This is a genomic window from Candidatus Trichorickettsia mobilis (genome assembly GCF_034366785.1).
Classification (GTDB): domain Bacteria; phylum Pseudomonadota; class Alphaproteobacteria; order Rickettsiales; family Rickettsiaceae; genus Trichorickettsia; species Trichorickettsia mobilis_A.
This window is the reverse complement of sequence record NZ_CP112932.1, coordinates 1267771-1283277: the sequence shown is the minus strand read 5'-3', so window position 1 is coordinate 1283277 and position 15507 is coordinate 1267771. Positions and strand designations below refer to the sequence as shown.

The window sequence follows — 15507 nt, the reverse complement described above, 5'->3', positions numbered from 1 at the left end:
CATCTATGAGCAGCTGACTAATTAAACAGAATTTGGAGTTATATTAAAATGATTCGCCTATTTTTTAGTATATTATTGTTAATTGCATTTAACAGTCAAGCTATCGAAACTATTACTATCAACCGTGGTCATGCAGATCCTATTCCGGTAGCAATTAATCATTTCAATGCGGATAATAGCGCAGATAATATAACAGGTGATAATATCACTAATGTCATTGCTAATGATCTAAAACGGTCAGGATTGTTCAAGCCAATCTCTAGAGCAGCGTTCATTGAACATAAAATTGGCATTGAACATAAACCATTATTTGTAACATGGCGCCAAATAAATGCCAATTTATTATTAAATGGTGAAGTAACTCAAGGTGAGCATGGTAAACTGAAAGTCAGTTTTATTCTGTGGGATACGGTGCTGGAAAAAGACATAGTCGGTGAAGTATTTGAGGTACCGGCTAATTTATGGCGCCGAGTTGCTCATAAAATTGCTGATAAGATTTACGAGAAAGTTACCGGTGATAAAGGCTATTTTGATACAAGAATTGCTTATGTTGCTGAAACCGGCACATATCTTAAACGAGTAAAACGCATCGCTGTCATGGATTATGATGGTGCTAATCATCAATATTTAACTGATGGCAAAGATTTAGTATTAACGCCAAGATTTTCACCACAAGCTGATAGATTATTATATATTTCCTATGCTCGTAAAGCTCCACGGATTTATATGCGCAACTTAAAAACCGGGAAAGATACTATAGTAGGAGATTTTCCAGGCATGTCTTTTGCTCCACGTTTCAATGCAGATGGCAGCAAAGCTTTAATGTCGATTGCAAAACATGGTTCTACTCACATTTTTTCCATAAATTTTCAAACAATGCGCATTACGCAACTAACTCAAGGGTCTAGCATTAACACCTCACCTAGCTATTCTCCAGATAATAGTAAAATTGTATTTAACTCTGATCGCAGTGGCTCAAGGCAGCTTTATATTATGAATGCTGATGGTACAAATATTGAGCGAATCAGCTTTGGCGGCGGGTATTATACCGCACCATCATGGTCACCACGTGGTGATTATATAGCTTTTACCAAAATGACTAGAGGTGGAGGATTTACTATCGGGGTCATGCGTCCGACAACAAACCCTGAAAATGTTGGTGAAAGAATTATCGCCAATGGTTACCTAGTGGAAGGCCCAACTTGGGCAGGTAATGGTCGAGTAATTATGTTTGCCAAAGGTGAACCGCCAAGAGGAAATACTGCCGGCAAAAATAGGATATATTCAATAGATCTTACCGGCTACAACGAGCTAGAAATCCCAACACCTAAGGATGCTTCTGATCCTGATTGGTCCAAAACTCTTCATTAAAATTTTACAAACTAATTTCTAATAAACTTCTTTTAAAACCCAGAAGTGACCGAGGGATTTTTATTTAATGCGCAGTCGAGAACCGCAACGTACATAGAGAGTACGTTTCAGACTGAAGACAAGTCACCAACCAAAATAAGTCTAATTTAATTTAGCAATAAATTTTTGTTAATTCTTCTTTTGTAATAACGCTCATTGCATACTTGATTTCCGTTTGCTTTTTTTCTTGCATAAGCTTTTGATATGCTGGAGCTATTTTTCCTATTGTAGTACTAATACTCTCTGTGCCTGAGTGCAGAGAAAACATTTCAAATTCTATACCAAATGTAAAGTTTGTTTTCATAGTTTTAAATTTATTAATATTTCATGTTATCATAACTTACGCAAAAGTAGCTTCTTAGGTTTTATCGCAACAGGTTCATTCAGCGACTGGCAAAACCACCCACTCCTCTCCTAAAACATCGATATCGATATCTGATGGTTGATAGAATTCTTCAATAAGAAGACTAGAAATATTAGCATTTAATAACATATGATCACGCTCCAAAACATCACCTAAAATATTGTTTGAATATATTTCTAAGCAATCAATATAATCGAAGTTTTCTTTTTTGTTAAAAGGATTATATAGTTGAGATTCTTCAATACTCATTGATTGAATTTTTTCCATAGATATATACTTGCCATTGTGATCTGTTTCATTACGATACGATAGATATTTACTATTTTTAATTTTTTTATCTCCCAATACATTGAAACTAGAACGTATCTTGGCATCACAGAAACTTTGCTCTATACTTAACAACAAGTGTTTCCAATTAATATTTTCATTATGATCATATATTGTAATCATTTTTCCTCTTTGAGGACATTCTTCTTTATCTAGCTCTTTCAACATCTCTTTTCGAATTACTTTAGAAGTAGGGATGATTTCTTGTTCATCCACAATTTTTCCAAAAATTTCCCATGCTTTTCTTAAATCATCTTTATGTACACTTATATGAATTTTCCACCCACTAAACGCATTATTAGGTGTGTGTTTATAAATGTTGTTAATATTAAGATTGGTGCCATACCACATATGGAAGTCTGGGGTAGTAGTTAGTATACCATAAGAATCCTCTTGTATTGAATCGTAAGGTACCCAAGAAGTAGAATATCCTATAGAACTAGAACGATAATTATTTGATTCACAACTAAAATTTAAAGACTTGGTTATGCTTTCTTGAGAAGAGTTAATGCTTTCTGTTTGCAAAGAATTAGATTTCATAAAATATCACGTTGATTATATTAAAAATTTTAAATATATAATAAATAATTATTAAAATCAAGTGATATTTAACAGCTTTGTTGCATAAACGCCTTCTAACCTCCAGCAGTTCTAAATATGGTTCTGTCGCATCTGTGAAAAAAGCTTGTAATTTATATTAATCACATACTATGAATAGTATAAATTTTCACTTTGATTTTATCAAAAAATACTACGCTTCTAGCAGATGCGACAGAACCATTATACTTAACCCATACAATCCACAAAACTTTTACCGAGATAAGTTATCGGTGCTAGACATTAAAGCAAAAGGTATAGACGGTAAAAGATTTAATATTGAAATTCAAATTAGCGATGAAGCTGATTACGATAAAAGAGCTTTATATTACTGGGCTAAATTATATACCGAACAATTAAGAGTAGCTGAAGACTATTCTCTACTTTCTAAAGCCATAGGTATCCATATCCTTAACTTTGTTTCGATTCCGGATGCGGCCAAGTATCATAACGTGTTTCAGATTACCGAAAAAGACAGCGGCCTATTATACTTTAAAGATTTAGAACTTCATACTATCGAGCTTAAGAAATTCGCCGATAATTCTAATGAAGAATTATCGGATATACTCACAAAAGTGAAAAATTCTCTAGACGTGTGGTTAGCGTTCCTAACAAGAAATGATTTATTAAAAACCGATAACTTGCCTAAAATATTAGACAATCCTGAGCTTAAAAAAGCTATCAACGTGCTGGAAGTAATGAACTTTACTGATGCTGAGAGAGAAGCTTATGAAGAACACCTTAAGTGGCTTAGAATAGAAACTAATACCTTGAAAAAATATGGAAAAAAAGCTAAAGCTGAAGGTAGAGAAGATAGGTAGGACTGAGGGTAGAGAGGAAGGTAAAGCTGAACGAAATATAGAAATTGCTAAGAGTTTATTATCTCAAAATATAGATATTAATGTTATATCTACCGCTACCGGTTTATCTATTGCAGAAATTAAAAAGCTTTTATCTTAATTAATTATAGTGCAATTTGTTTCTTTCAATATTTTATATACTGCAGCGCGGCTTATTCCCATTTCTTTGGCAAGAGCAGTACCTATAATACCGTTCTCTTTGTACTTTAGTAATTTCTCCCGATCAATTTTACGCTTACGACCAAATTTTATGCCTTTAGATTTTGCTTCAATCCTACCTTCGTTAGTACGTTCTAATATTCTAAGCCGTTCCGCTTCCGCAACGGCAGACAAAATAATTACCATTTTGCCTGTAGATCCTTCTGTACTAATACCGTCATCTAAAAAACGGATACCTACATGCATTTTATCAAATTGGTTGATAAGATTTATCATATCTGCAGTATCTCTACCCAATCTATCTAATTTGGTAATGAGGATCACATCACCTTCTTCTACTTTAAAAAGCAATGAGTTAAGGCCGGGTCTATCAACGTTACTGCCGGTAGATTTATTTAATAATAAATTTATTTTTCGTGTCGGCGATCCTCAAACGGCACAAAGGTCTGCCGCTATGTTAGTGGAACAAGAGACTAGAGAATTACAAGAGAATTTATCTTATGGCGCTAACAGTATGCGAGACGGGGTTAATATTAATAATTTAGAAAAATCACGATTATTGGTAATGCCTTCTGAAATTATGGCTTTACCGGATTTGTCATATTATATAAAGCTAGCTGGCAACTGGCCTGTTACTTTACTAAAAATGAAAATCCAAGCACCGGGCTTTTTTTATAGGTTTTTGTATAAGATTGGGTTAAAGCTTAGTATTACAACTAATTAAGCAATTAAAGCTATACCCTTTGTAAACGAAACTGATAATATGTTTTATTGACATTGCTTTTTAACTAAGCTAAACTTAGCTTAGTTAAACTGTTTTGTAGGTGATATGCAATTTGTAAATATGCATGATGCTAAGACCAATTTATCTAAATATATAGATAAAATAAATGAAAATCATGAAACTATAGTAATATGTAGAAACGGAATACCGGTTGGACAATTAATAAAATATACTCCTCCTAAAGTACGTAGAATAGGTATTTTAAAAAATAAAATTAAAGTCTTAGATAATTTTGATTCGGATTTGCCGGATGAAATTATAGGTGAGTATAAATGAAGTACTTGTTAGATACTTGCGTTCTAATTTGGGCTTTAGAAGGAGATGATATAAAACTCGGCAAGTTTAAAGAGTTAATACTTGATACGAAGAATAATATTTTTATCAGCATAGCGAGTTATTGGGAGATTATTATTAAGCAAACCCTTGGAAGAATAACTGTAAATGCAGATTTAGCTAAAGCAGTATTAGATAGCGGTTTTACTTGGCTAGATATTAAAATACTGCACTTAGATTATATTAAAGAGCTGCCGCTTATACATAATGACCCTTTCGACCGCCTTTTAGTTGCTCAGTCTAAAACTGAGAATCTAACAATTCTCACTACCGACTCAAAGATCCTACAATATAAATAATATCACTAAAGTAACTAAATATATGAATAGGTATATAAAACTTAACTTGCAAGAAATGTCGTCATATACTAGACTAGTAAAATAAACTAGTTGAATAGAGTTATGAAAATTGTAGGAATGTTTAAAACTAAAACACATCTTCCGGAGTTAATTAAAGAAGTAGAAGCCGGAGAAGAACTCTGTATTACCAATCATAGTACCCCACACTTTTATCCCGTCACTCGTACAATGTGAGATTGCAACAACCTAAACATCGCAGATAGGCTGCCACTTTGGGAGTGCCAAAAATAATCTTTTAACCAATCAAGTCCATAGGTAAGTTGTGTGATTTATATACCTTATTACAAAACAATTGCCAGATAAAGCTATAACTTTCTATATTTTATTGGTATCGTTACGACTCAAGGCTCGTGGTAAAGCTTTTGTAGGCTCTATATCGATGAAGAAGGTAAGATCAGGCAACAGATTTGATATTAGTTGTTGATGTAGCTGGTATATTCTCTCCGCACCTATGTCTTGAACAAGCCATTGATAGCAAGCTGTAGAATCTATAAAGCGATCACAAATTACCCAATAACCATCTTGTAACTTGGGTAATATTAATTTGTTCACATGTTCAAATCTAGCAGCCATTACTAGCATTAATTCTGACATTGGAAGTAACTCCTGATTAACAACAATATTTCTGATAGCTTCCGCAGTGTTAACTCCGCCAATCTCACGAGTTAGTACTACTTTGATGTTACGAGATTCCAGGTAATCGAAAAGCATTTTACATTAACTTATTTTATAATTTAGCGTAATTATAGAGAAACAACGATAAGCTAAAAAATACAAAGTTTATAAAAATCAGTGCATATAAAATTTAGATGAGCAGAAAAAAACGTACAAAGATTACATCTATCCCAAGCGATGGGTTATTTAAAAAAATCATGGAAGATGTAGTTACTGCTCGTGATTTTCTAGAGTATTATCTACCTGATGATTTTAAAAAACTAATCGATTTATCAAAAATAAAAATTGAGAAAGAATCCTATATCGAAGAAAATCTTAAGCGTAAATTTAGCGATATAGTCTATTCGGTACAAACTCGTAATAATGAGCAAGCCTTTGTTTACGTGTTAATTGAAGCCCAGTCAACTTGTGATTATTGGATTGCCTTGAGGTTATGGAAGTATATGCTGTTGTTATGTGAACGTCACAAAAGTAACAACGGTAAGCTACCAATTATTGCGCCGCTGCTACTTTATAACGGCACTGCAAAGTATAATGCTCCAATGAATCTATGGGATTTATTTACTATCCCTGAGCAAGCCAAAAAACTAATGAGCGATAATTACAAGTTGATTGACTTGCAAAGTATGTCCGATGACGAAATAAAGAAAAAGCAGCATTTAGGAATGCTTGAGTTTTTTATGAAGCATATCCATCAACGAGATATGTTGAAATTATGGGAGCGATTTCTGCAAGAATTTAATGAAGCTATTCTTATTGATAAAGATAAAGGCTACATTTACATAAAACACTTTCTTTGGTATACTGACACGAAAGTGTCCGAAGATAAGCAACAAGAATTAGGGCAATTGATAACGCATCATTTGTCGGAAGCACATGGAGAAGATATTATGCGCAGTATAGCTCAAAAATACATAGAAGAAGGTGAAGCTAGAGGTGAAGCTAGAGGTAAGGCCGAAGGTAAGGCTGAACTAATAAAATTAATGTTTACCAAAGGAAAAACTGTAGAAGAAATTATAGAATTTACCGGTCTACCAATAACTGAAATTGAGAAGCTGAAATCGTGAATAATTCTAAAATTTCCTGCGATGTAGAGAATGCTCTATTAAATTTGATAATAAAAATGCTTGAACAAAACATCGGCCTCCAATTAATTTCCATGACCACAGGAAAGAGCGTTGATGAGGTAAACAGAATCAAGTTATTACTGCAGTAATTTTTGATAGTCAATTACAAAAAAACAAAAAATTTAAAGCAAAACTTCTGCAAATAAGCTTTGCTTTTACACTTTCTAAAGCTTCTTTATATTTTTCTGTCTACCGACAACTAAATTACCGAAAAATTTGATAAAAAATCGTTATTATGAGTACACCCAAAAAATACATTACTTAATGAACAAAATCATCCAAAATAATTGTTTATTTTAGGTCTGATTTTAGTTAATATACAAAAATTATCGACAGCATACCCAAAATAGACATTTTATGACTAAAATCGGCTACGCACGCACATCAACCGTGGAACAAAATCTAGATTCTCAAATTATTGCACTCAAAGCTGCAAATTGTGAAATTATCCGAACCGAACAAAAAAGCGGAAATAATTTAGCGGATCGAAAAGAGCTAAATAATATATTGGATTTTATTCATAAAGATGAATACTTAGTAGTAACACGTATAGATCGTCTTGCACGCTCGTTAAAAGATTTACAAATTATAGTTGACCTGCTCAAAGCAAAAGGTGCTCATTTAATCGCGATAGAACAACCCGTAAATACCTCAACTGCAACCGGTAAAGCATTCTTCGATATGCTTGGAATATTTGCCGAGTTTGAAACTAACTTGCGCCGTGAGCGTCAAGCTGACGGAATTGCTGCCGCTAAGATCAAGGGTATTTATAAAGGTAGACCTCCTTCTATTTGTCAAGACAAGATTAAACAACATTTACTGGAAGGTAAGCGCCCTACTCAAATCGCCAAAGAGCTAGAAATATCCAGAGGGACGATTTATAAGATTAAACAACTAATAACCTTAGAACCTTCTACAATAGCTACTAATTTAGATAGTTAAAATTTACTCAAGAGAATGTACCATGACTAAACTCGCAAATCCACGGAACGATGTAGCCTTTAAAAAGATCTTCAGTGAAGATAATATAGAAGGTATAAAAGATTTTGCCGAATCTATAATAAGTAATGCCGTAGAGTTTCCGTTCTCTAGTAAGCTAATCTCTATAAAGTTCCTTCATAAAGATCAAATGCCTAGTCTCCTAAAAGGGAAAAAGAGCTTATGCGACTTAAAGGTTAAGGATGATAAGAACAACATATATATAATAGAGATGCAGAAGCGTAATGAAGAAGATTATTTACAGAGAATCCAATATTATGCTTCCCACGCTATTACCGATCAATTAGAACAAGGCACGGCACACAGAATTAAACCCTGTTATAACTATCTCGATAATGGGTAGAAAATGCTTTGACGATGATATACCTTGTATCTCCTATCATCCGTTCGTCGAGACTACTACCGGTAAACAGCTTCTTTTAACCCAGTCACATATATTTATAGAACTTCCTAAGCTAGAGAAGTCGGGTTTAACCGGTTCTACCCTTGAGTGGCTGGAGATGTTTAAAGAAGCCGCTCATCTCGATTCCATACCACAGGTAAAAAATAAAAACGTCTTGCAAGCATATCGTAAACTAGAGCAACATAACTGGTCTCCTGAAGAGAAAGAAGCCTATATAGCCTCCAAGATAGACGATGATATGGAAAAAAACAACTTAAAACATGCAGAAGATAAAGGTAGAGAGGAAGGTAGAGAGGAAGAAAAAATAAAAATTGCCAGAAATTTATTAGAATCAGGGTTACCGTTCGACCTAGTCATAAAAACTACCGGTTTATCTGAAGAAGAAGTTAAAAATTTAGAAACTAAAATAGGTGATGCGCGTCAAAACACCAAACCTGTATAAAGTCAACAAAATGATCTGCTTTAAAAAAGTTCGTCTTTACTTTATTTTAGCGATCTTAATTCGTTTTTATAGGCAGCAGACTTTATACGACAAACCCAATAGAAGGATTCCATCGTCAGGTAAGAAAATATACCAAAACCAAAGGTTCATTTACATCAGAAAATGCTTTGTTTAAGCTAGTATTTTGTGCTATAAAACAGATTATCGCCAAATGGAATATGCCAGTACCAAATTGGGCACTGACCATTTCTCAGCTTGATATTTATTTCCCAGACAGACTAAAATTTGGGAGATAATTTTAAAATGACACAGTTCTTTGAACACTTCCCAAAAATTCGATTCATGCAACAACGCCGTACCCTTTCCTACCTTAAATGCAAAATAGAGGCATTACCGAATTGGCTATGATTTGACGACATCTTCTCAAACTAACTACGACCACCAGAGCTTGGTGCACCTTTATTATTAATTTTATTAAGCCTGTTTTTATGCGCTTGCTGCAATTTTTGTTTATCTTGCTCTGTGTTTTTAACATGTTGTTTTACCAATGCTCCCATAATTTTTTTAGTTTCTTTTATAAGTTCCTGGGACGTCATTTTATCTGCAACTTTATTTTCTTGCCACTTTTTAAATGCCGCTTGCTTTTCCTTGGGAAGAATTTTAGCATATTGCTTTTGTAAATCCTTGAAACTACTTTGTAAATCTTTGGTAGCTTCCTTCAACTTCTCAGATGGGTTTTTAACTGTGTCTACAGTCTTTTTTGTTGCAGAGATAGTTTGAGCAACTACTACCTCTTGCTCTTTTTGGGGTTTACTAAACCATGATTTGATAGAATCTACACATTTCGAACCTAACTCTTTAATTTTGTCTATTGCAGTTGAAATACCAGATTTTAATCCTGAGTAAAGTTTTTCTGCAGCTTGTGCAATGCCGCTCATCAACTTGTTAGAGCTTTGTTGTTTCTCCTTAGCTTGATCACCACTCAAATCTTGTACATTTTTATCAGGTGTTTCAATCGATGTAACTTTATCAACTATTTTGCTTAGTTTAGTAGCATTTTCACTAAATGTTGTAAGTTGTGCTTTTTCTTCTGGATTAGATGAGGTTTTAGCAAATTCATCCGCTATAGCTCCATGAGATTTAATCATAGTAGAGATATTAGCTCCTCTGTGTTTCACACGTTCTTCAATTGACAAACCACTTGATGGCGATTTGCGAGCTGATTGTTTGTTACTTTCCTCTTGCTCCACCTCTTTTAATAATTGCTGATATTCTTTTTCAACGTTATCCTCACTTATTGATGACTGGTGACCAGATTGTTTTGCTGTATTAATGACGGAATCTTTTTCATTAATATCTATCCCCATCTCTTTGGCCAGTTTTTCTATTTCAAGATCAAGTAGCTGATCTTGAGTCATTTTAGAACCCTTTCCACCAATTTTTCTTTCCGCCTCAACCTCTCTCTCTGCTTCTTTAATTATTCTATCTATCTCAAGATTATCAGAATTTTTTGCATTAAGGTCAATCCCCATTTCTTTTGCCATTTTTTCTAATTCAAGATCCGCCTGATGACTCATTTCAGGGTTTTCAAACATCTTAAACAGCCTATCTTGCTGTTTTTCAAATTCCGTGAATTGCTGCTCAGTCTTTTCGTACGCTTTATCAAGTTCTTGTTGTGAGACCTTAAGTTGTTTATTAACATCAGCCTCTAGCTCATCTACCATCTTCTGAATCTCATCTATTTTTTTAGACATAAAACACTCATAAATTAATTATTTTTAGTATTATATCCATCACGAATCAAGAATTGGAATTAAACAGTTAATGGTTCCTTGAGAATCTGCGTTGAACTTATATTTTTACCGCATTTAGCTGGTTCTGATGGCATAAAGAAACTGGTCAATTTTCGTAAACAGTATATTAGAACAAGGTGGCTCTCGCAAACGGTTTTGTCGCATCTATAAAATAAGTGGTTCTGTCGCATCTGTTGCAAAGGCTCTCTAAAACTGCTATAAAGGCTTAAAAAATATTCGAATGCCGTTTAACATTTCTCCAAAACTGATCAAGTATTTTAAAGGATTTTGTTCATCACCTTAAATAATAATGCTCTTTGTCTACATGAAATGTAGATTTTCTCTAAGTTATCGTGATTTAGAAGAAATGGCTAGTATCAGAGGAGCACAGATAGATCATGCTACTCTACAAAGATGGGTAATAAGGTTTGTGCCGTTAATAGATACTGCGGTAAGGAAACGCAAAAAGCCCGTAGGCAATAGTTGGAGGATGGATGAAACATATATTAAGATAAATCTACCGGCTTCCTGTTTTAATTCATTCTTTAACACTGCTATCGCATTAATTACTTCCCGGTAATCAAGCAATCTATCTGTTGCCTCTCGTAAGTTTGCGGGAATGTTTAAATTACCTTCATCATACTTAACCAACATATCCCATGTTTTAGTGTATGCCTTGATTAAGCTAACTAATTCTATCCCAACATCATTTACTAAATTCTGATTGATCAGGGTAGTTGACAGTAAATTCAACTGTTTGTCTTAATTGATCCAATCTATCTTGGATTACTTTGTCTTTATTAACGCTATATCCTTGGATAAGATAGTCTTTCAATATTTTAGATGCCCATTGTCTAAATTGAATTCCTCGCTTGGAGTTTACTCTGTACCCCACGGATAAAATGGCATCTAGGTTATAATATTCTACCCATCTTTTTATTTCCCGCTCTCCTTCTTGTTGAACTATTGCAAATTTTGCAACGGTTGAATGTCTATCCAGTTCTTCTGTTTTAAATATATTTTTTAGGTGCTTTGAGATTACTGATTTATCCCTCCCAAATATGTTTGCCATTTGATTTAATGATAACCACACAGATTCATTGTAGACCTGCACCTCAATTCTGATCTCTCCATTTTCAATCTGATAAATAACCAACTGATTATCTTGCATTTATACGCATCCATTAAGATAACATTACTTTAACAAGCTACTATCTATGCCTCACAGACTGATAATATGATTGAACCATAGTGGAAAATATGCAATTTGCTGATTACGAGGTTCCGATATAAATGCTAACTCTAATACAACCAATAAACTGATTATTATTTACGCCGATTTTACTGTTCATTATACAGCTTCTGGCGCATACACCAACGTAACGAGAAGCCGATGTAAGCCAGGAAAGCAGGGAATTATATCATAACCAAACATTCTTACTTTATGAGCTACTACCTATTAGCTGCTAGTAAAGTTATCGTGATCTTGGGGTTTCGATATATTCATTAGTCTATAATTATTTTTACATTCTTATGATTAATCGCTAATTTTAGCAAAATCTACTTCTCGAGCATGACGTATATGAAGTACATATAACGCCTCCTCACTCACTTTATATCTTAGTATGTAACCGCTAACTCCGAATTTAATAAACAAATCTCGATATCCTAATAAATCCTTTACCGGCTTCCCTAGCAAAGGAAATTCAGCGAGTTCTTCAATTGCAGCTTTTATTGCCAAACCTGCACGTTTTGCAGCAGCAGGATTATTTATGTCTATAAATTCTTTAAGACGTACCAAACCATCAACCGCAGACTCCACCCAAATCAATTTAATCATTCTTCTGAATCTGTTTTGTTATCGGTTCCCCAAGTTCCAAGCCATGCTTGGACTTTCTCGTTACTTATTAATTTTCCATCCAAAGCTTCTTGCCATCTATCCAAAGTTTCTTGTTTTAATCGCTCTTCGTATTCTTCTATTTCCAAGTACTGCTGAACTGCTTGTTGTAACAACCAATGTGTTGAGCGCTGTTTTGCTCTCCCTAGCTTTTCTAGCCTCTGCTTGGTATTTGATTCAAGTTTTACTGTTACCGGTACTATATTTGATGCTTTCATTTGCTCCTCACTTACTAAGCATAGTATTACAAAGTATTACTTAATACTACTATAGTAGTATATCTCTACTTCGTTGGCAATCGGCAAACATATTTCTACTTGTAAAAACTTCATTACTTGTTTTGACTAGCAAATATTATTTCTGATGTTGGGCAATTTTTTCTTGGATTAGCTTATAAACTTCCATCGGATCCTTTATATTTAAAAGCTTTATACCTGCATTATTAAGAGCAATATTGGTAATTAACTGTATATCTCCGATGCCAAACAAGCGCTTTAAAAAATTACGTTTTATCATTACTTCTTTAATATTTTCATATTTTATGTCTTTCTTAGAATAATTTATAAAACTGTTTTCATAAGAAATTTTATGATCTTCAATAAAGAATCGTGTGTAAGCATGCTGAAAAAATCTAATTGGAATAATTATTATAAAAGCGATTATGCTAAATATAAGGAGATCAGAAATAAACATACTTGAAAATCGTTCTGAGCCTAAACGAAAGAGAAGAAATGCTATATAAAAGCAAGCGGTATATAAAAGATAGCCCCGCACTAAAAATACGGGTTTAACTTCTTTAGAATTAACTTGAGCATCATTTTCATACAAATATTGAGTCGATTCTTTCATTTTCATTCCTTAAACTTGATTTAACCTATAGTAATATAGGACAAGAAGGGGTAGAGGCAATCGCTACCGTATTACCAGATACTAAAATCTCTAAACTTACTATACCTTTAGTAGATCAAAAAAATATAAAATCATTATTAGCCAAGATACTAATTACCAATAAACTTACTACAGAAATTTACGACGATAGTAACTTTCTGTTTCCAACTAGTTTATTCAAGATCACAGAGTTTAATAAATTAATGCAGAGAAAAGAAGTAGCAACCCCTCAATTGATATATAAAGCTTGCACAGAATTATTAGATGTGAATATGGGCAAAGCTTTACAAGATTTACTCACTATTTACAATATTGATCCAAATATGGAAGTTGACTCACAACATCATACTTTAATGGGACAGTTAATAGAATATATACTACCACCTGATAATTGGTATTTTTTTGATCATTAATTTGTCTAATTTTTTAAAAAATTATAACTATTCCACGAATCCGAGAATGGCGTTTATTAACATTTTAAGCAGTTGACTATATTATGTATATTAGTATATAGTGAATATTATCACCAGGGGTGCTTTAGATTACAGATATAGCTAAAATTAGTATCTGCTTCTTAGGCTGAGAAAAACCCTTAGAACCTGCTCGGAGTAATATCTGCGAAGGGAGAGTGTTGCTTTTATTAATTTTTGCATCGAAATGTAGTGTCCACGTTTTTTTAGTACTTCTGGTGCTATCTTCAAAAACATAAACAATACTCACTCAAGCTATTGATACAACCTCTACCCTTCCCTCTGGTGATCACAAAACCAAAAGAGGGATAAATGCGCAACCTTAGCAAAAAAGACTTATCAATCTTGATCGGCAATAGTTTAGATCATTTTGACACTACTTTATATACTCTTCTAGCACCACATCTAGCTCCACTATTTTTTCCAAATACTGATAAAACAGTGCAATTAATAATGGCCTATTCTGTTCTCGCTACTTCGATTTTCACTAGACCATTGGGAGCGATAATTTTTGGTATGATTGCACGTCGTGCTCCAGCCCAAGGTTTATATTATTCTCTGATTGGTCTGGCGATCACTACTACTATGATTGGATTTCTACCTGATTACAACACTATCGGGTGGTTAGCGCCGACAGGCCTAATTATAATTAGGTTGGCTCAAGGTATTTTTGCAGAAGGAGAAACGGTTATTGCTAGATTATATATTCTGGAAAATAAATCTGATACTAAAGCACTACAAGCTTCATATCTTTATCATAGTTCCACTGTATTTGGTATAGTATTCGCTTCAGCTGCTACTTGGGCAGTAGAAGTATCACCATTCACAAATGCCTGGCGTATTTGTTTTTGGGGTGCTAGCTGCACTGGCTTGATTGGTTATTATCTAAGACGATATTCAATTAACAAGCGAGATATGTTACAAGTAAGTGCAAAAATCAACTACCTTAATCTCTTAAGTATAATTTGGAAACACAAAGTAATTATAGTACAAATTGCTGCGATCATTAATGTTTCTTATCTTACTTATTCAATACCATTTATTATAATGAACAGTTTTATCCCTTTAATTACAGATATTAGAGCAAGCACAATGTTAGCTCTTAATACTAGCTTATTAATCTTCGATATGCTATTCATCCCAATATGCGGAAAATATGCACAAAAATATCCTCCAGCGTTAATTATGAAGAATTCATGTATGGTGCTTGCAGTTACTATTATTCCGCTATGGTACAGTCTTAATCATGCTTCACTATGGTATGTTACAGCAGTACGTCTATGGATAGTAATCTGGGGGATCATGTTTTTATGTCCATTAAATCTTTGGTGTAAGAAATTAGTAAATTCACCAGACCAATATCTAGTAGTTGGTATTGGTAACGCTTTAGCTTCAGCAACTGTAGGGCGCCTTACTCCTGTAATCTGTTTATCTTTATGGCACATTACCAATATATCACTATCTATAGCATTCTACATTGCTGTAATTATTATAGGAGCTATCTATGTAATCAATAGACTCACAAAAAAAGTTCAATAGACTTCTTACCTACTGTTGTTGATTATAACTAATTATACGCATATAATAGTATTTATCTCAAATATTATTGAACTTATATAA

The 15507-nt window shown here is 33.6% G+C and carries 23 protein-coding genes, 2 pseudogenes and 1 riboswitch; of the genes and pseudogenes, 16 read left to right on the top strand and 9 right to left on the bottom strand.

The window, feature by feature from the left end; genetic code table 11:
• The first annotated feature begins 48 nt into the window (after window positions 1-48).
• Window positions 49-1371, top strand: a complete 1323-nt coding sequence (gene tolB / locus Trichorick_RS05940) for a Tol-Pal system beta propeller repeat protein TolB (RefSeq protein ID WP_323738084.1) — start codon at window positions 49-51, stop codon at window positions 1369-1371.
• A gap of 151 nt (window positions 1372-1522) precedes the next feature.
• Here the strand turns inward: tolB and Trichorick_RS05935 are convergent, their stop codons facing one another.
• Together Trichorick_RS05935 and Trichorick_RS05930 are read right to left on the bottom strand one after the other, a co-directional pair.
• A complete protein-coding gene (locus Trichorick_RS05935) occupies window positions 1523-1714 on the bottom strand; it encodes a hypothetical protein (RefSeq protein ID WP_323738083.1) in 192 nt (63 codons plus the stop codon).
• Window positions 1715-1789: 75 nt separating this feature from the next.
• A complete protein-coding gene (locus Trichorick_RS05930) occupies window positions 1790-2641 on the bottom strand; it encodes a hypothetical protein (RefSeq protein WP_323738082.1) in 852 nt (283 codons plus the stop codon).
• Window positions 2642-2811: 170 nt separating this feature from the next.
• On the opposite strand from Trichorick_RS05930, the gene Trichorick_RS05925 reads away from it, so the two are divergent.
• The gene (locus Trichorick_RS05925; protein ID WP_323738081.1) at window positions 2812-3519 is read left to right on the top strand and encodes an Rpn family recombination-promoting nuclease/putative transposase; all 708 of its coding nucleotides are present in this window, start codon (window positions 2812-2814) and stop codon (window positions 3517-3519) included.
• Entirely contained in the window at window positions 3479-3658 is a 180-nt protein-coding gene (locus Trichorick_RS05920) for a hypothetical protein (RefSeq protein WP_323738080.1), read from the top strand. The genes Trichorick_RS05925 and Trichorick_RS05920 overlap by 41 nt, the downstream gene beginning before the upstream one ends.
• Here Trichorick_RS05920 and Trichorick_RS05915 read toward each other — a convergent pair.
• The gene (locus tag Trichorick_RS05915) at window positions 3655-4068 is read right to left on the bottom strand and encodes a recombinase family protein (RefSeq protein WP_323738079.1); all 414 of its coding nucleotides are present in this window, start codon (window positions 4066-4068) and stop codon (window positions 3655-3657) included. The two genes, Trichorick_RS05920 and Trichorick_RS05915, sit on opposite strands and share 4 nt — an antisense overlap.
• Between Trichorick_RS05915 and Trichorick_RS05910 the strand changes: the two genes are divergently transcribed.
• The 4 genes from Trichorick_RS05910 (at window position 4031) to Trichorick_RS05895 (ending at window position 5367) form a co-directional block, all read left to right on the top strand.
• On the top strand, window positions 4031-4441 hold the full coding sequence (locus Trichorick_RS05910; protein ID WP_410250242.1) for a type IV secretion system DNA-binding domain-containing protein: 411 nt from the start codon (window positions 4031-4033) through the stop codon (window positions 4439-4441). The two genes, Trichorick_RS05915 and Trichorick_RS05910, sit on opposite strands and share 38 nt — an antisense overlap.
• A gap of 105 nt (window positions 4442-4546) precedes the next feature.
• Window positions 4547-4777, top strand: a complete 231-nt coding sequence (locus tag Trichorick_RS05905; protein WP_323738078.1) for a type II toxin-antitoxin system Phd/YefM family antitoxin — start codon at window positions 4547-4549, stop codon at window positions 4775-4777.
• Window positions 4774-5133, top strand: coding sequence for a type II toxin-antitoxin system VapC family toxin (locus tag Trichorick_RS05900; protein ID WP_323738077.1), 360 nt, complete (start codon window positions 4774-4776; stop codon window positions 5131-5133). The genes Trichorick_RS05905 and Trichorick_RS05900 overlap by 4 nt, the downstream gene beginning before the upstream one ends.
• Window positions 5134-5235: 102 nt before the next feature.
• Window positions 5236-5367, top strand: a complete 132-nt coding sequence (locus tag Trichorick_RS05895; RefSeq protein WP_323738076.1) for a type II toxin-antitoxin system Phd/YefM family antitoxin — start codon at window positions 5236-5238, stop codon at window positions 5365-5367.
• 141 nt (window positions 5368-5508) lie between these two features.
• Here the strand turns inward: Trichorick_RS05895 and tmk are convergent, their stop codons facing one another.
• Window positions 5509-5904: a dTMP kinase gene (gene tmk, locus Trichorick_RS05890; RefSeq protein ID WP_323738075.1), complete on the bottom strand. Its 396-nt coding sequence runs from the start codon at window positions 5902-5904 to the stop codon at window positions 5509-5511.
• A gap of 98 nt (window positions 5905-6002) precedes the next feature.
• On the opposite strand from tmk, the gene Trichorick_RS05885 reads away from it, so the two are divergent.
• From Trichorick_RS05885 to Trichorick_RS05860, 6 genes and pseudogenes are all read left to right on the top strand, one after another.
• Complete coding sequence (locus Trichorick_RS05885; protein WP_323738074.1) at window positions 6003-6935, top strand: Rpn family recombination-promoting nuclease/putative transposase; 933 nt, start codon at window positions 6003-6005, stop codon at window positions 6933-6935.
• Window positions 6932-7084, top strand: a complete 153-nt coding sequence (locus Trichorick_RS05880; RefSeq protein ID WP_323738073.1) for a hypothetical protein — start codon at window positions 6932-6934, stop codon at window positions 7082-7084. The genes Trichorick_RS05885 and Trichorick_RS05880 overlap by 4 nt, the downstream gene beginning before the upstream one ends.
• Window positions 7085-7352: 268 nt before the next feature.
• Window positions 7353-7937, top strand: a complete 585-nt coding sequence (locus tag Trichorick_RS05875; protein ID WP_323738072.1) for a recombinase family protein — start codon at window positions 7353-7355, stop codon at window positions 7935-7937.
• A gap of 22 nt (window positions 7938-7959) precedes the next feature.
• Window positions 7960-8337 (top strand): PD-(D/E)XK nuclease family transposase, encoded by a 378-nt coding sequence (locus Trichorick_RS05870; RefSeq protein WP_323738071.1) that lies wholly within the window; start codon window positions 7960-7962, stop codon window positions 8335-8337.
• Window positions 8330-8839: a PD-(D/E)XK nuclease family transposase gene (locus Trichorick_RS05865; protein ID WP_323738070.1), complete on the top strand. Its 510-nt coding sequence runs from the start codon at window positions 8330-8332 to the stop codon at window positions 8837-8839. Before Trichorick_RS05870 ends, Trichorick_RS05865 begins: the two co-directional genes overlap by 8 nt.
• 80 nt (window positions 8840-8919) lie before the next feature.
• Window positions 8920-9135: pseudogene (locus Trichorick_RS05860) on the top strand (IS256 family transposase); the annotation flags it as partial.
• 132 nt (window positions 9136-9267) lie between these two features.
• On the opposite strand, the gene Trichorick_RS05855 reads toward Trichorick_RS05860, so the two are convergent.
• A complete protein-coding gene (locus Trichorick_RS05855; RefSeq protein ID WP_323738069.1) occupies window positions 9268-10593 on the bottom strand; it encodes a hypothetical protein in 1326 nt (441 codons plus the stop codon).
• A gap of 349 nt (window positions 10594-10942) precedes the next feature.
• Here Trichorick_RS05855 and Trichorick_RS05850 point away from each other — a divergent pair.
• A pseudogene (locus Trichorick_RS05850) lies at window positions 10943-11149 on the top strand (IS6 family transposase); the annotation flags it as partial.
• A gap of 189 nt (window positions 11150-11338) precedes the next feature.
• Here Trichorick_RS05850 and Trichorick_RS05845 read toward each other — a convergent pair.
• From Trichorick_RS05845 to Trichorick_RS05830, 4 genes are all read right to left on the bottom strand, one after another.
• Window positions 11339-11803 (bottom strand): virulence RhuM family protein, encoded by a 465-nt coding sequence (locus tag Trichorick_RS05845; protein WP_323738068.1) that lies wholly within the window; start codon window positions 11801-11803, stop codon window positions 11339-11341.
• A gap of 366 nt (window positions 11804-12169) precedes the next feature.
• The gene (locus Trichorick_RS05840) at window positions 12170-12472 is read right to left on the bottom strand and encodes a type II toxin-antitoxin system RelE/ParE family toxin (RefSeq protein WP_323738067.1); all 303 of its coding nucleotides are present in this window, start codon (window positions 12470-12472) and stop codon (window positions 12170-12172) included.
• Window positions 12469-12747, bottom strand: a complete 279-nt coding sequence (locus Trichorick_RS05835) for a CopG family ribbon-helix-helix protein (RefSeq protein WP_323738066.1) — start codon at window positions 12745-12747, stop codon at window positions 12469-12471. Before Trichorick_RS05835 ends, Trichorick_RS05840 begins: the two co-directional genes overlap by 4 nt.
• 136 nt (window positions 12748-12883) lie before the next feature.
• Window positions 12884-13384, bottom strand: a complete 501-nt coding sequence (locus Trichorick_RS05830; protein WP_323738065.1) for a PH domain-containing protein — start codon at window positions 13382-13384, stop codon at window positions 12884-12886.
• Between the two features lie 236 nt (window positions 13385-13620).
• On the opposite strand from Trichorick_RS05830, the gene Trichorick_RS05825 reads away from it, so the two are divergent.
• Entirely contained in the window at window positions 13621-13830 is a 210-nt protein-coding gene (locus tag Trichorick_RS05825) for a hypothetical protein (RefSeq protein ID WP_323738064.1), read from the top strand.
• Between the two features lie 105 nt (window positions 13831-13935).
• Window positions 13936-14061: riboswitch (TPP riboswitch) on the top strand.
• Between the two features lie 138 nt (window positions 14062-14199).
• A complete protein-coding gene (locus Trichorick_RS05820; RefSeq protein WP_323738063.1) occupies window positions 14200-15426 on the top strand; it encodes an MFS transporter in 1227 nt (408 codons plus the stop codon).
• The last annotated feature ends 81 nt before the right edge of the window (window positions 15427-15507 follow it).